The organism is Haliscomenobacter sp. (assembly GCF_965225875.1).
Classification (GTDB): Bacteria; Bacteroidota; Bacteroidia; order Chitinophagales; family Saprospiraceae; genus Haliscomenobacter.
The window spans coordinates 941,873-957,697 of the sequence record NZ_CBDDBS010000003.1 but is presented as its reverse complement, the minus strand read 5'-3'; the positions used below and the strand labels follow the sequence as shown (position 1 = coordinate 957,697).

The following is a 15,825-nucleotide window of genomic DNA, read 5'->3' as shown; positions in this document are numbered from 1 at the left end:
GGCATTTTTTATTGATCTCACCTTAGAGCTTATCTAAATATTTTCGCTTAAAACAAAAATATTCAGACAATCTCTTACTCTGTTCTGGTTACGATCAGTTTTTTACTAAGCATTTTTGCATCAGGCAATAGCATGCTGAACGTATACATTCCATTCGATAAATTAGCCAATGAGATTTTGGTAAAGTCGCTGGTCATCTTTTGTTTCATGACTACTCTACCGTAAGCATCTATGACCACCAATTGAATTTCCTGTTGTTTTACATCCACGGCATCAAGTACGATGTTCACCATATCTTGAGCTGGATTGGGGAACAATTCCATGCTGGGTGTAGTGGATGCAGCTTGCTTACCAAATTGGAAATTATTAGGTGCAATAGCTAGATTGGGGGCAATCAGGCTGGCGGCGGCGGCTTGATTGATGACAACGGTTTGAATACCACCATTTCCATCAATGCTTACAGTGGCGCTTCGAGCTGCTGCGTTGTTTACCTGGATGAAAAGCGCCAAACTAGCATTACCCACTCCTTCGGTAGTTCCTGGCAACACCCAACTTGCATCATCCGATACCGTCCAACAACCATTGGTCGTAATGTTAACCAACGCGCTGGATGCCACTGCACTTGTATTAATTGTGCTTGGAGAAACCCCTAAGCTGCTACCTGGACCTGCATTTTGGGTGACTACCACCTTCTGAACAATTCCTGCACCACTGAAGGTTAAAGTATCTCTTCGGGTGGCAGCATTTTGGTTCTGTTGGTAAAAAATCACACTAGTAGCATTTCCATTCCCATTGCTCGCCCCAGGCAACATCCAGGCCCCAGAAGAGATCAAAGTCCATGCTACATTTGAACGCACAATAATCTGGAACGTATCAGCCCCTGCTGGTAAGGTTTTGCTGCCTGGACTTACCGTTAAGAAGTTGGCAGTAGGTGCTGCTTGCGACACAGTAACTGTTCTAGTAATGCCACTTCCGCTGAAAGTCAAGGTCCCTGTTCTGGCTACCCCCGCATTTGCGGTGTAATTGGCTGTTACAGTCCCATTGTTGGCCCCGGATGCTGGGCTGGCTGTCAACCAATTCGCGTTGGAACTTACTGTCCAGGCGATATTTGCGCTTACTGCAACTGGAAAACTACCTGCGTTGGAGGCAACAGATTGGGAAGTTGGGGTTACTGTCAGACTTGGCGCGGCAGCCTGGGTTACGGTAATACTGGTTGAGGCACCACCGCCATTTAAAGTAACTACTCCAGTTCGCTCGGCGCCGCTATTGGCAGTATGGTTCAGACTGACGGAAGCATTGCCAGTCCCTGTACTTGGGCTAATGCTCAACCAAGTTGCGTTGGAACTTGCGGTCCAGGGGACATTTGCGGTGACTGATGCTACGAAACTGCCGGCCGCATTGCCAACCGACCTTGTGCTCGGGCTGATGCTTAATACCGGAGCAGTATTGCCAATTTGTGTAATGGTCACAGTTCTTGACTCAAAGCCAGAAGAGATAGTAATGACACCTGTACGGATTGAACCCACATTGGCCGTATGAGTAACGGTGACAGTACCATTGCCAAAACCTGAAAGCTGATTCACAGAAAGCCAACTAACATTGTTGTTCACAGTCCAGGTAGAAAACAATGACGCATTAACATTAAAGGAGAAACTACCCGCGGTAGCCGGAGCTGCATAAGTTTCGGGGCTTACCCAAAAAGTTCGCCCATCAGCCTGATTTACGGTAACGGTTTGGGTAAGTCCTGAACCTGAAAAAGTAAGGGTTCCAGTCCGTGCGGCACCTGTATTGGCAGCATAACTTGCCGTTACTGTGCCGTTATTGCTTCCAGATGTTGGGCTGGTGGTCAACCATGCTGCATTAGAACTGACTGTCCAAGCAATATTGGAACTCACCGTGATGTTGAAACTTCCTGCGGCAGTGCCTACCGATTGAGTACTTGGTGTTACCGTGAGCGAGGCTGGCGCAGCTTGAGTGATCGTAGCTGTACGGGTAATGCCTCCACCGGTAAAAGTCAAGGTTCCGGTTCGTGCTGCTCCTGTATTGGTCGTAAAACTTGCTGCAACCGTCCCATTATTGCTACCGGAATTGGGGCTAGGGGTAAGCCATGCTGCATTGGAACTTACATTCCAGGCCACATTGGAGGTAACGGTGATGTTTGCGCTACCTGCTTGGGAAGAAACAGATTGACTTGTAGGTGCTACGGTCAGGTTCGCTGCCGCTGCCTGGGTTACTGTGACAGTTTGAGTAAGTCCAGACCCCGTGAAAGTAAGAATCCCCGTGCGCTGCGCTCCGGTGTTGGCAGTATGACTAATGGTTACACTGGCATTACCGCTACCTGCGTTCGGGCTAGCAGTTAGCCAGGTGGCGTTGGAACTGACACTCCATGCCACGTTGGAAGTAACCGTTGCAGCAAAATTCCCAGCAGTGGACGCGACACTTTGTGTAGTGGGCGACACGGTTAGCGTTGGGTTCTGAACAGTATACAATGGAGATTCCCATAGCCCGCGGCCATAAGTTGCCGCTAGAATTTTGTTGGTGTTGTATTTTATCTCTAATTCAAAAATTTCCACGTTAGGAAGGTCCGAATTAAACAAGGACCAGTCACTCATCGAATTGTCCCGAAAAAATACACCTGCATCCATTCCAATGTATAGGTTGCCATTACTACCGGTCTGATAGACGATACAATTGGCAGGCAAATTTGGCAATGTACCAGTGATATTGGTCCAGGTGGTACCACCATTGCTTGAACGGTATACCTTATTGCCTGATGCATAATTCGCAAAGGTAATGTAAATGAGATTGGGGTCGGTCGGGTTGATACTCAACCAGGAAACACGGTCACTAATTGGCGTCGTCATTTTAGTCCAACTCGTTCCCCCATTTGTAGTACGGTAAATTTCTTTGACATTGGTTGTGCCCGTAACAAAATAGATGTAGTTAGAATTAGAAGCGGCAACGGCAATGTGATCAACATCATTGGCCAGCGACAAAGTATTGGTGATCTTTGTCCACGCAGTACCTTGGTTAGTAGATTTATAAACCGCCCGATTTGTGCCAAAGTAAATGGTCTGATTGTTGTTTGGATCAATTACAATAGGGGAAATCCATGCTCCACTTGCATTGCCATTTTCAGGAATAATTTCCGTCCAACTGACCCCTCCATTGGTAGAGCGCTGAAGCCCACCCCCTTGGTATTCTCCGTATAAAACGTTTGCATTAGTGGGATTGATGGCACAATCCATCCCATCTCCTCCGATCACATCCGTCCACACTCCATTTGTACCCCGTAATTTGGTGCCATTGTCCTGCAAACCAGCAATGGTTTTTGTGTCCAATTGAGAGACCCCAATTCGGTACATTTGACTGATAACCATACCATTTGATAGGTCAGTCCAGCTTGAGCCTCCGTTTGTCGTTTTGTAGATTCCCCCATCGTTACATTCAAACAAAGTACTATTGTTCTGAAAAGCCAGGGCGTGTTTATCTGCATGTACAACGGGAATGGCCCCTGAGGTAGTCCACATGTTATTTATCGTCCAAGAGGCTCCACCATTGGTAGATTTCCAGGTATTGATCCCCCCTGCATAAATGGTGTTGGAGTTAGTAGGATCAATGGTCAGCGACAAGTCATACCATCCTTGGCCTGAGGCACCACTTCCGTTGCTTTCCCAACCGAGGATATTGGGAGTGCTGGAACGCAAAGTATAATTCATTCCACCATCACTAGATGAATAAAATCCTGAGAAGGAATCATCAGAGTACTTTTCAGCCAAAACACCAACAAAGTTAGAATTTGATGGCGTTACAGCTATTGCCGTACGCCAAGCACCTGCTATGGTAGAACGCACTGTCCAGGTGGCGCCTTCGTCAGTAGAGATGTAAACCCTAGCCTGGGTATCGTACCCTCCTGCAAAATAAGTGGTGGGCGCGCCTGGTTTTTGCTCAAGGTCAAAAATTCGACTATTACTCAAAGTCAAAGTCCAACTTTGACCTGCGTTAGTAGTCTTATAGATTCCCTGGCTGGTAGCCGCAAGTAGAATGTTTGCATTGCTGGAATGGCGAATTAAACGGTAAATGGAAACGTATTGGCCATCGTTGAAAGTTAAGCCAGTAGGATTCCAACTTGCGCCCCCGTCGGTGGATTTGAGTACACCAATAGAGGGGGTATCACCACCATCACAATCACCAGTGGCCAAATAAAGGACATTGGGGTTGCTTGCATCAACGACCAAGTCGCTGGTTCCCAAACGGCTCAAATTATTGGTGAGGTTGGTCCAGGAGTTTCCGCCATTGCTGGTTTTCCACAATCCACCTCCTGCAGTGCAGGCAAAAAAGGTATTGACATCACTGGGGTGAAATGCAACCCGGTTGATTCTTCCGATCCCAGCGTATCCGCCAGTTGAAGAATTTGGGCCTAAGCTGGTCCAGCTAGACCCCCCAATCCCTGGCTGTATTACTGCCTGAGAAATGTATTTGTTCCACTCATCCTGACGAACATTAGCTGGCGGGAATACCCCCTCAGCATTTGCTCTTGAGCCCCAATAGTTATCCCAACGTTTGAATGGTTTATAACCCGAACCCTTTGAAGTTCCTTTGGTTTTAAAGTATTGCTCAGCGTTGGTGCGCAATACTCCATATCTCTGGGGGGCATTAATCAATACTCCTTTCGACCAGGGTTGAGCAAGCAGAGGAGCACTTAGCCCACTCAGCAAAAAAACAATCAAAAGCCCGATGAAATTCATGGGAAAACCAGTAGTACCGTACAGTTTCATATTTAAGAGGTATTTATTACAATTACAAACTTAGAGGGAAAAGCACAAGCAATTCCAGGGAATGGTAAGTGATTATACTTTTTGAATGATCAAAAAAATGAAGCGATACCTGAAGAAAGGATACTAAACGCTGGCCAAAAATCTTACAAGAATCTTGTATGATATAAAGCGCTTCAAAAGTAGATAAAAAAGTAATGTTTTATAAAATTTTTCCACTTTCCTTTGTTTATTTTCTCTCCCTCAACCATAAAAAACAAGGAACCAGAAAGTGAGGAAACCTGATTAATAATTCGTACACCCACATTTGAAGCCAGTTTTCAATAAAGTCAAAACTGAAATAGCCCCACACGCGAGCCAGGGAAGTCAACAATCCCCAGGCAATCAGGTAGATAAAAATTGCGGTTTTGAAGTATCTGGGCCAAAGCACTCCCAAGGCTGCCAATACATCCAATATACCGATCAGGAACAAAAATTGCCTGGCAGGATCTTCCCCTATACTCAAGGACCGCATAGTCATTTCTAAAAAATTGCCGGGTATTGGATAGTAGCCCAGCGCATACAAACCATGTCCGATAAAAGTGCTTGAAATGGCTACTCTTGTCCCATATCGGATCCATTGTTCGGGGATCGCCCCTTTACTGCTCACCGCCAATAACAATGGTGTAGTCCACTGCAAACTTTGCTCCAACAATTGCCCAATTTGCCAACCTTGTTCTTTCCAAACGATCAAGGCCAAAATCAATAATGTCCCACTGGAAGTAGTTAAGATGGGACGGGCCAGGCTAGGAAGCCATTGAATGCCCAGCGCAGCGCCTGCAGCCAACAAATAAAACCAACCTATTCCTTGCGAAAAAAGCTGAATCCGTTCATCGTAGAGGGGGTTGCCTACGTATTCCGACCAACTCAGCCCAAGAACCATCGAGACGACATTTTTCATCCAATATTCGTCCCACAAAAATTCGCGGTAGGGAGCATCCCAAAACAGGTGTTGCCATGCCCGGCCTAGCAGTAGGCCGGTGGTAGCCGTTTGTAACAGCCGAAAGGAGTTGAAATGTTTAAGGTTGGAGAGTTGGAATGAAAGGTAGCCCAAGTTGTGTTTTTTTATACGACAAAGCTAAAATGTTAGGTCAAGTCTTTTCAACTTTTCAACTCTAAACATTTCAACTTTCCATTCACCTACTTTCCCTAGCCTTTGACCGACTATTCCAATTTCGGAATTTATTTCCCTGTAACCTTGTACCAGAAATCAGCCGCACTGCGGATAAAAACCAACAACACCATGAAAAAGATTTTGTTCGTAACCTTATTTTTGGTTTTCATGCAATCGTGCATCACCTCTTTACACCCACTGTACACCGAAGCAACCTTGATTGAGAAAAAAGAAATGATGGCCCTTTGGAAAGACAAGGAAGGCATGTACTGGCGATTTTTTAAAGCTGATGATTCCAAATTGTATCGCCTGCGTTGTCGTTCGCGCAATTTCACTGCGGTGTACAATGCAGGATTGGTTAAAATTGGAGAAAACTATTTTTTAGATGTGCAAATGGAAGAAGAACCCATTAGTGATGAAGAAGCAGCAAGACTCAAAAAGGCGGACGAAAATCCCGACCCTAAAGTGGCTAAAGGTAGTTCAGATCAAAATGACGTAGGTTTTTTGGCTTACAACATTCCCGGTCATAATTTTTACAAACTTGCTTTTAAAGGCGACAACATTTATGTTTACCCCTTTAATGACGATTACCTCGAAGACTTATTCAAACAACGCAAAGTTCGCATCAAGCATGAGAAAGTAGAATCTTCATTAACGGTCTTGACTGCTTCGACTCAGGAGTTGCAGGATTTTTTCAAAAAATACGGCAACGACCCCAAGTTGTTCAAGAACGACGAGCCTAAAGTGCTCCGTAAACTGGTTAAAAAATGAAAAAAGTAATCCTGGCCATTGCCCAAAATCAGTTCTTCCAACACCTCTTGTTTTGGGCAGTGGCCGGATTTGTCATTTATCGCCTCACGGCATACAACAACGTTCCAAGCCGCACCGATTTTTATTACACTTTCTTGTTTTTATGCCCAGCGACCTGGGTGGTGTATTGGAACATTTTTTTGATTGACCGCCTGCTCCCCAATGGTCAATATTGGAAATTCCTGTTGTTTACCCTCTTTGTTTTGTGCAGCGGAGTCGCCTGGTATTTTTTAACCATGGAGTACCTGGTTGACATTATTTTTCCTGGCTATTACTTCATTTCCTACTATCAGCCACTGCAAATTTTACTCTTTCTCAGCGTTTTTTGGCTCCTGAGTACCCTGTTAAATTTATCCAGTGGCTGGTTTCGGGAACAAGAGCAAAAGCAAAAAATCCAGCAGCTCGAAAAGCAAAAAACCCAGGCCGAACTCGATGCCCTTAAAGCTCAGCTCGATCCGCATTTTTTGTTCAACAACCTCAACAGCCTCTATAGTCTGGCCCTAGAGGAAAATCCAAAAACCCCTGAAGCCATCCTTAAGTTATCTGAAAATCTGCGCTATGTGCTCTATGAAGGGGTTGGCCCAGCGGTGAGTTTGCAAAAAGAACTCCAGCACCTGAGCAACTATTTCCAGCTACAACAGTGGCGCTTTGGCGAAGAAATGGACATATCCCTGCAATTGGACTTGCCAGATACAAGCCTGAGCATTGCCCCTTTGCTGCTTTTGCCTTTGTTGGAAAACAGCTTCAAACACGTGGGCCGCAACCGCAGTGGAAACTATGCCGTGCATGGAAAAATAAAAGTACAGAACGGAAAGCTGATGGTCTCCTTGCAGAATACCATTGGAACCCCCAATTTGCCAGCCGAACCAGCTATCGCCGGTGGAATCGGTTTGGTCAATTTGCAAAAACGCCTGGACTTGTTGTATGCGGGTAAGTATTATTTTAATACGATTAGTACAGGGGATGAGTTTGTGGCGAAGTTGGAATTGGAGTTGCAGTAAGCCAGCTTTTAAGTCTAAATCAAAATAATCCCCTATCTTACCACCAGTATCAGGACACCTTATTCAACCACAACCTACCGCAAGCATGAAACACGCACTCCTTGCCCTCTTCATCTCACTGAGCATAGGGGCAGCTGCCCAGGTCACTTTGACCAATCTCAAAACCAATTACCGCACTACCCCACTGGGAACCGACATCGCCACGCCCCAGTTTTCCTGGCAAATGGTAGCCCCCGGCACCAGCCGTGGAGTGTCCCAAAACGCTTACCAAATTACGGTCAAAAACGATAAAGGCCTGAAAGTCTGGGATTCTGGCAAAGTCAATTCGGGACAAGCCCATGCGATCCAATACGCTGGCGAAGCTTTAAAACCCAGCACCCGCTACACCTGGGAGCTCAGTGTTTGGGACAACCAAAATAAACTGAGTAAGTCCACCTCCTGGTTTGAAACGGGTCTGATGGATCCTTCCGAAAAAGCCTGGTCGGGTGCCCAATGGATTGGTGGAGGCGCGACCGACGATGTATTTTACCCCCACTACTTATCCGTTTTTAAATTCAGTTTTGCCATTCAATTGGATAAAAATACGGGCTCAAGCAAAGGAGCTTTCGTCTTTGGGGCCAATGATACCCGCCTGGCCAACCGCTACCTCAACCTGATGGGGGTCGAAAAAGGCAAAAACGAGAGTTATGTCGCCCTGGAACTGGACATTTCCGGCCTAAATGACAACCCCGAGTCAAAAGCCAAGCTCAACATTTTTCGGGTAGGTTACACCAATAACGACAAGGCCGATGTGCCTTTTCAATCACTCGACATCCCCCAAAGCATTATCAATCAGCAAAACAAGTACAACAAACACCAGATTTATGCAGAGTGTAACTTTGGCTTGTTTGAGTTTTTTGTCGATGGGACCGATAATGCCCACAAGTTGGCCTTACCCGGGCCAGCACCAACCTCACCTTTTGCTGCCCGGGGCCTGAATTTGAACCCGGTTGGTTCGGGCAACAACTTCATCAGCTTCCCCATGTTGGCCGATATGGGTTTTAAAACCGAAGCTGGTCAAACTGCCTATTTCTCTGATTTAGTGGTAAAAAACTTCCGTTTTCCGAGTAATGTGATTTTTGAAGATATCAACAATCAACTGTTAAAAAGTGCCCCCAAGGCGAATGGAGCCTATCAATTTTCGGGGCAACAATTGATCACTGCCGATGCTTCCCGCAATGCTACCCCGATGTTGAGAACGGCTTTTCAAACCAAAAGCAACATCAAAAAAGCCCGTTTGTACGTCACCGCCCGGGGCATTTACGAAGTTTACCTCAATGGAAAAAGAGTAAGTGATGAGTATTTCAATCCTGGTTTGACCCAGTACAACAAACACCATCAGTACCAAACCTATGATGTCACCCCAAACCTGATCGCAGGTAAAGAGAACGCGCTGGGTGCCTGGCTGAGTGAAGGTTGGTGGAGTGGAAACATCACCTACAGCGGCGAAAGTTGGAACTTCTTCGGCGACCGCCAATCCTTGCTGGCCAAAATGGTGATCACCTACGCCGATGGCAGCGAACAAATCATCACCTCTAACGCCAAGGACTGGAAACTCTTCACCGATGGCCCCATTCGTTACGGTTCCTATTTCCAGGGGGAGGTTTACGATGCGGGAAAAGAGGCCGCAATCCAAGGTTGGACCAGCCCGGGCTTTAATGATGCTACCTGGAAAGCAGCCAGTGTAGTTCCATTGGAGGGAAGTGCTTACCAGGGCACCTTTACTGAACGCGGCAGAACAAGCACCTTTGACTACAAGGATTTTCAATTGATCGGCAATATGGACGAAAATGTGAAAATCGTCAGAACCTTGACGGCCCGTTCGGTAAAAGAAGTTAGACCAAAGGTATATGTCTACGACATGGGCCAAAACATGGTGGGTATCCCCAAAATTTTGATCAAAAATGGCCGCAAAGGCCAGGCGATTAACCTGCGTTTTGCCGAAATCGCCTACCCCGCATTACCCGATTACAAAGGCAATGAAGGCATGATCATGTTGGAAAACATCCGCGCTGCTTTGACCCAGGACCGCTACATCCTTAAAGGTGGCGATGAAGTGATTCAACCCCGGTTCACTTTTCACGGCTACCAGTACCTGGAAATTACCGGCATCGATGCAGCTATCTCTATCGAAAATGTAAAGGGCCTGGTGCTGAGTTCGGTGCATAAATTGTCTTCTCTTTACGAAACCAACAACCCATTGGTCAATAAACTTTGGGAAAACATCACCTGGTCTTTGCGCAGCAACTTCTTGTCCATCCCCACCGATTGCCCGCAGCGCAACGAGCGGATGGGCTGGAGTGGTGACATTTCTGTTTTTTCAAAAGCAGCCACCTATCTGGCCGATGCGCCGATGTTTCTGAGAAGGCATATGTTGGCCATGCGGGACATTCAATTTGAAAATGGGCGTTTTACCGATGTGGCACCGGTTGGTGGTGGCTTCGGCGGTACCCTATGGGGCAGTGCAGGCATTACTGTAGCCTGGGAAACCTACCGGCAATATGGCGATATTCAGTTGTTGCAGGAGCACTACCCGGCAATGAAGCGATATGTGGATTTTTTGGAAACCAAAATTGATCCTCAAACTGGCATCCTCAACGAAGGCCCTTTGGGTGACTGGTTGAGCCCCGAAGGCAATAAAAATGACAATACCCTTTTCTGGATGTCCTATTATGCCTACGATCTGGACATTTTGAGCCAAATGGCCAAAGCCCTTGGCAAAACTGCGGATGGAGCCGAATTGACCCAACGCAGTGCCAACATCAAGGCCAAAACCAATACCATTTACTTCAATGAAGCTGGTAAAACCGTAAAATCAGGTATAAAGACTGCTTTCATTGGTGCCCCCAACGAAAGCGACAATCGGACTGAGTCAGAAAAAGGTAAACTCATGGATACCCAGGCCTCCTACGCCATCCCATTGGATTTGGACATCTTCAATGTGACCAATAAAGCCAAGGCTCTGGAAGGTTTACGATCCACCATAACCAGAACCAACGTAGACGATGGGGGTGTAAAACGGCCAGAATATTCCCTGATGACGGGTTTCATCGGTACCGCGTCAATCAGCGAAGCACTTTCGGAAAATGGCGCCGACGATTTGGCCTATAAACTATTGACCAACAAGCAGTATCCTTCCTGGCTCTACTCCGTAGTCAATGGTTCTTCTTCCATTTGGGAGCGGCTCAACAGCTACACCGTTGAAAACGGATTTGGAGGGAACAACAGCATGAACTCCTTTAACCATTATTCTTTTGGAGCAGTGGCTGCCTGGATGTACAATTTTTCGCTGGGCATTCAGAGAGATCCCAGTGTGCCAGCATTCAAATCCTTCATCCTGCAACCCACTCCCGATCCCAATGGAGAAATCACTTCCGCTAGGGGCCATTATGATTCGATGTACGGACAGATCAGAAGTTCCTGGAGACTGGAAAAAGGAAAGCTGATTTATGTCTGCAGGGTGCCAGCGAACAGTACAGCTACTTTGTATTTGCCTGCAAAAAACATCGATCAAATCACTGAATCCGGTAAACCCATCAGCCAATGGGCCGGGGTGGCTATGTCTGGCGCCAAGGCGAAAATCCCTTTGGGGTCGGGGACTTATGTGTTTGTGGTACAGTAACATTTAATGATCCGGGCCTTACACTAAAAATCAAGGGCCATTGTACTAATCTAAAGCCCCTCCTCGAAAGTTTTAGGCTTTCGAGGAGGTCAAGCAGCGTACAGGTAGCCTTAAATTATTCTTACCTTAACCAAATCAGACACAAGCATGAAAAAAACATTTATCCTCCTCTCCTTGTGCACATTAGCCAATGCAAGCTTGAATGCCCAAAAGGTCATCCAACTCTACCAAGGCAAGCCCAAGGGTTCCGAAAATTGGACCTGGAGCGAACAAACGAGCAGCAAAAACATGTTCAACTCGGAAGTTGTGTACAACGTGGTACAACCTACGATTACCGCCTACCTCCCCCATCCTCAAAATGCCAATGGCACCGCCATCATCGTAGCCCCCGGTGGCGCCTTCCATACCTTGAGCATCAACAGTGAAGGTGTGGATGTCGCCAAGTGGCTCAACAGCAAGGGTGTAGCTGCTTTTGTGTTAAAATACCGGGTAGCCCGCAGTTTTACCGATGATCCAGTCCGGGAATTGATGAGCAAAATGGGTGATTTTAAAAAGCTGGATGAAGAAAATGCACCAATAATCCCCCTAGCTACTGCTGATGGCCAGGCTGCGGTAAAGTATGTCCGGGAGCACGCCAAAGAAATGAACATTAACCCTGAACGCATTGGATTCATGGGCTTTTCGGCGGGAGGCACCTTGACCATGTCGGTGGTGTATACGGCCAATGATGAAAGCCGCCCCAACTTTGTCGCCCCGATTTATGCTTATGAAAATGCCATTCTGGGTTCGGAAGTCCCTAAAGCCAAAACACCCATTTTTGTAGCCGTCGCCAGCGATGACCAATTGGGCTTTGTACCACACAGCATCAATATTTTTAAAAAATGGTTCGATGCCAAACAACCCGCCGAGTTGCACATCTACGAAAAAGGTGGCCATGGATTTGGCATGCGTAAACAAGGCATTCCTACTGATACCTGGTACGAGCGATTCGGGGAGTGGCTAAAATTACAGGGTTTGCTACCATGACGATATTCATTTTTCATCCAAACATCCATACAAATCGCCAGTTGGACTAATCTTTTTTCTCGTTCAATCGAAAAAAACTTAACTTTACAAGCATTGAATGATACTAGTTTAGACTGGCTATTTAGGTTTTAGCCTTCACCCGTTTGGTATGAAAAATAAAATTGTAGCTGCATTTTTGGCCTTGTTTGCAGGCATGTTTGGCGTCCACCGCTTCTATTTGCAACGTTGGTGGCAGGGCGTGATGTATATGGCGCTCTCCTTCATCACCATCATGATCACTGCTGATGGTGAAGGGCCCGCCTTCCTCATCCCCATGGTTTTGGGTTTTGTTGACGCCCTCCTTTTCTTTGTAATGCCCAAGGAGGATTTTGATGAAAAATACAACAAAAAGCGCCTGCAGCAAACACAGCGTGAAACCTACTACGACGAAGCAGAAAGTGAGGCTGATCCAGCTGCTTTGATGGAAAAACCATTGAGGAGCAGTAAAGTACCACCCGCATTCAAGGCAGGGAAAAAAGAAACCAAAAAGGAGGATTTTTTCAAACGCATCGGAATTGAGCAATTCCGCAGTATGGATTTTGAGGGAGCAATCGAATCTTTCGTAAAAGCGCTAGAAGACAATATCACATCTCCGAGTATCCATTTTAATTTGGCCTGTAGTTATTCCATGGTCGAAAATACTAGCCAGGCCCTCCAAAGTTTGGAAAGAGCCATTGAAAACGGTTTCAGCGACATATCCAAGATCCAGTCGCATAAGGCCTTGGCTTTCCTACGCAAGCAACCCGAATTTGAGGCTTTTGTAGCCAATGGATACCGCATCATCAAACAATTGCCGGAGCCACAGCCTAATCTACTGGAGACTCAAAGTAATGCAGCGCCTAAAGATGTATTGGACGAAGTACTCCATCTTGGCGATTTGCGAGAAAAGGGATTGATAACTGAGGAGGAGTTTGTGGCGCAAAAACGTAAGCTACTATCCTAAAGTGCCTCTTTGGTGCCTTAGGTTCCTTAGGTGGTGAAAAATCCAAAACCTGCGTAGCAGGTCAATATTTCACCACCTAAGGAACCTAAGGCACTAAAGGAATCACCGAAGAATTACTGCTGCACCAACTTCACCTCCATCACTGGCTCGTGCTCACCAGAAATGCCCTCTGCCTGGAAGCGCTTGCGCACTGCTTCCTTGGCGTAAGCCTGGGCATCCAGGTATAAATCAGGCACTACACTATAACGAAAACCCAGCGTAGTAGCTGTTGGCGACAAATCCACGACTGGTGACGTAATCGGCAATTCCGCCAAATAGCCAGGCGATTGTTTGGCCACCTCTTCAAAAATTCTGCGCACTTTGACCATGTCTTCAGTGGGATCAATCGGAACCAGCGTTTCCAAAACCCGGGTACCCGCAGAACTCAGGTTTTCAATCGCTCCGCTAGTGATGGCAGAGTTAGGAATGATAATGGTCCGATTGTCGGGTGTCGTCAATATTGTGGTAAAAATTTGGATTTCTTTGACTACTCCGTTGAAGCCTTGAGCAGTGATCAAATCGCCAACCCGATATGGCCGAAACAACAAAATCAATACTCCAGAAGCGAAATTGCTCAAGCTACCCTGCAAAGCCAGACCAACCGCCAATCCCGCAGCTCCCAAGACCGCGACAAAAGAAGTAGTTTGAATGCCCACAATCCCGGCGGCGCTGAATACCACCATCACTTTGAGTAAAACGCTCACCAGACTAAGCAAAAAAGGTCTTAAACTTTGATCAACTTTGGTCTTTTCCATCCGGCGGCTCATGATCGCTACAATCCAATTGCAGATCCAAAGTCCGATCAACAAAACGATAAGAGCACCGGCTAATTTAGGGGCAAAATTCATAGTGAATTCCATAAATTTGCTCGCCTTTTCCGTAACTTGTGTTGGTTCCATTTTTAAATTTTGATTTTTTGAGCATGTTTTAGCTTTTGCTAAAATAAGGCGGATATTCCAAGCCTGAAAATTTACACATTAAAAAACCTTTAATTTTGCAAAAACCTTTTCCTGGCAAAGACGTAGCGCTCCAAAAAATGCAACGCTACTGTGCTTTTCAAGAGCGTTGCCACAGTGAAGTGCGTCAAAAGCTCATCGAAATCTCCGTGTATGGTGATACTTTGGAAGAAATCATTGCGGAGCTGATTGCGGATAATTACCTCAATGAGGAACGCTTTGCCCGCGCTTATGCCCGGGGGAAATTTCGCACCAAATCCTGGGGGCGCAACCGCATAAAGCAGGAACTCCAGATGCGCCGAGTCTCTGACTATTGTATTCGCAAAGGTTTGGAGGAAATTGAAGAGGAGGACTACCTCGCCACCCTTGAAAAAGTCATCACCAAAAAACTGGAAGAACTGCGCGGAGAGGATCATTTTACCGCCCAACAGAAAACGGCTCAATACGCGATGCGTAAAGGGTACGAATCAGAGTTGATTTGGCGCACCATAAAAGCATGAACCTACACGAAGACCTATACCAGCTACTGGAAGCCGCCGTTGACCAATACAATCACCCCGATTTTATTGAATCCGACCCTATTTCCATCCCCCATCAATTCAGCCTCAAACAAGACCGCGAAATCATGGGCTTTTGGACGGCCATGTTGGCCTGGGGTCAGCGCAAAACCATCATTAATAACGCCAATAAACTGGTGGAACTGATGGATGGTGCCCCCTATGATTTTATACTCAACCACCAGGAAGAAGACCGTCGGGTTTTTCTGGACTTCAAACACCGCACCTTCCAGGCCACGGATACCCTCTATTTTCTGGAATTTTTTCAGCAATACTATAAGCACCACGATTCCCTGGAGGATGCTTTTGCAAGGCAGCTCTCCCCTACTGCACTGCATACGGAGTCCGCATTGGCAGGCTTTCAAGTATTGTTTTTTGATTTACCTGATGCGCCTGAACGCACCCGCAAACACATTCCCACTCCCCTGCGCGGCTCCACCTGCAAGCGTTTGAACATGTTTCTGCGCTGGATGGTCCGCAAAGACAACAAGGGCGTAGATTTTGGGATTTGGGATAAAATTTCCCCTTCCCAGTTGTTGATTCCCCTGGATGTACATGTGGATCGGGTAGCGCGGAATTTGGAGCTTTTGGAACGAAAACAAACGGATTGGCAGGCGGTGCTGGAATTGAGTGAGGTTTTGCGGGGTTTTGACCCAATGGATCCGGTGAAATATGATTTTGCGCTGTTTGGGATGGGGGTGTTGGGGAAGGAATGGCGTTGAACAGCATTTTTGAATTCAACCAAAAGCGACAGGATGGAAAACAGACGAAACGGATTGAACGGATTTTGGCTTTTGCCTTCGGAAATGCCTTCTTTATTTGTAAGTATTTAGCGCCCATCCACATGCGATGGCTATTATATCCC

General features: G+C 46.5%; 10 protein-coding genes. 7 read left to right on the top strand and 3 right to left on the bottom strand.

Annotation, left to right across the window (positions count from 1 at the left end):
* Nucleotides 1-74 precede the first annotated feature (74 nt).
* Nucleotides 75-4,778, bottom strand: coding sequence for a BACON domain-containing protein (locus ACO08K_RS24240; RefSeq protein ID WP_421799068.1), 4,704 nt, complete (start codon nt 4,776-4,778; stop codon nt 75-77).
* 226 nt (nt 4,779-5,004) lie between these two features.
* The gene (locus ACO08K_RS24235) at nt 5,005-5,868 is read right to left on the bottom strand and encodes a hypothetical protein (protein ID WP_421799067.1); all 864 of its coding nucleotides are present in this window, start codon (nt 5,866-5,868) and stop codon (nt 5,005-5,007) included.
* Between the two features lie 189 nt (nt 5,869-6,057).
* Between ACO08K_RS24235 and ACO08K_RS24230 the strand changes: the two genes are divergently transcribed.
* The 5 genes from ACO08K_RS24230 (at nt 6,058) to ACO08K_RS24210 (ending at nt 13,408) form a co-directional block, all read left to right on the top strand.
* Complete coding sequence (locus ACO08K_RS24230) at nt 6,058-6,699, top strand: hypothetical protein (protein WP_421799066.1); 642 nt, start codon at nt 6,058-6,060, stop codon at nt 6,697-6,699.
* Nucleotides 6,696-7,739 (top strand): sensor histidine kinase, encoded by a 1,044-nt coding sequence (locus tag ACO08K_RS24225; RefSeq protein WP_421799065.1) that lies wholly within the window; start codon nt 6,696-6,698, stop codon nt 7,737-7,739. Before ACO08K_RS24230 ends, ACO08K_RS24225 begins: the two co-directional genes overlap by 4 nt.
* Nucleotides 7,740-7,824: 85 nt before the next feature.
* Nucleotides 7,825-11,400, top strand: coding sequence for a family 78 glycoside hydrolase catalytic domain (locus ACO08K_RS24220; RefSeq protein ID WP_421799064.1), 3,576 nt, complete (start codon nt 7,825-7,827; stop codon nt 11,398-11,400).
* 147 nt (nt 11,401-11,547) lie between these two features.
* A complete protein-coding gene (locus ACO08K_RS24215) occupies nt 11,548-12,426 on the top strand; it encodes an alpha/beta hydrolase (RefSeq protein ID WP_421799063.1) in 879 nt (292 codons plus the stop codon).
* Between the two features lie 148 nt (nt 12,427-12,574).
* A complete protein-coding gene (locus ACO08K_RS24210; RefSeq protein ID WP_421799062.1) occupies nt 12,575-13,408 on the top strand; it encodes a TPR end-of-group domain-containing protein in 834 nt (277 codons plus the stop codon).
* A gap of 113 nt (nt 13,409-13,521) precedes the next feature.
* Here the strand turns inward: ACO08K_RS24210 and ACO08K_RS24205 are convergent, their stop codons facing one another.
* Entirely contained in the window at nt 13,522-14,346 is an 825-nt protein-coding gene (locus ACO08K_RS24205; RefSeq protein ID WP_421799061.1) for a mechanosensitive ion channel family protein, read from the bottom strand.
* Nucleotides 14,347-14,441: 95 nt separating this feature from the next.
* Here ACO08K_RS24205 and ACO08K_RS24200 point away from each other — a divergent pair, with 95 nt between their 5' ends.
* A complete protein-coding gene (locus ACO08K_RS24200) occupies nt 14,442-14,903 on the top strand; it encodes a regulatory protein RecX (protein ID WP_421799060.1) in 462 nt (153 codons plus the stop codon).
* Nucleotides 14,900-15,682: a TIGR02757 family protein gene (locus ACO08K_RS24195; protein WP_421799059.1), complete on the top strand. Its 783-nt coding sequence runs from the start codon at nt 14,900-14,902 to the stop codon at nt 15,680-15,682. The genes ACO08K_RS24200 and ACO08K_RS24195 overlap by 4 nt, the downstream gene beginning before the upstream one ends.
* The last annotated feature ends 143 nt before the right edge of the window (nt 15,683-15,825 follow it).

What these genes read in the sequence shown, in the direction of transcription:
- ACO08K_RS24240 (WP_421799068.1), bottom strand. Translation starts at nt 4,778, where the DNA reads ATGAAACTGTACGGTACTACTGGTTTTCCCATGAATTTCATCGGGCTT.
- ACO08K_RS24230 (WP_421799066.1), top strand. Translation starts at nt 6,058, where the DNA reads ATGAAAAAGATTTTGTTCGTAACCTTATTTTTGGTTTTCATGCAATCG.
- ACO08K_RS24225 (WP_421799065.1), top strand. Translation starts at nt 6,696, where the DNA reads ATGAAAAAAGTAATCCTGGCCATTGCCCAAAATCAGTTCTTCCAACAC.
- ACO08K_RS24220 (WP_421799064.1), top strand. Translation starts at nt 7,825, where the DNA reads ATGAAACACGCACTCCTTGCCCTCTTCATCTCACTGAGCATAGGGGCA.
- ACO08K_RS24215 (WP_421799063.1), top strand. Translation starts at nt 11,548, where the DNA reads ATGAAAAAAACATTTATCCTCCTCTCCTTGTGCACATTAGCCAATGCA.
- ACO08K_RS24210 (WP_421799062.1), top strand. Translation starts at nt 12,575, where the DNA reads ATGAAAAATAAAATTGTAGCTGCATTTTTGGCCTTGTTTGCAGGCATG.
- ACO08K_RS24205 (WP_421799061.1), bottom strand. Translation starts at nt 14,346, where the DNA reads ATGGAACCAACACAAGTTACGGAAAAGGCGAGCAAATTTATGGAATTC.
- ACO08K_RS24195 (WP_421799059.1), top strand. Translation starts at nt 14,900, where the DNA reads ATGAACCTACACGAAGACCTATACCAGCTACTGGAAGCCGCCGTTGAC.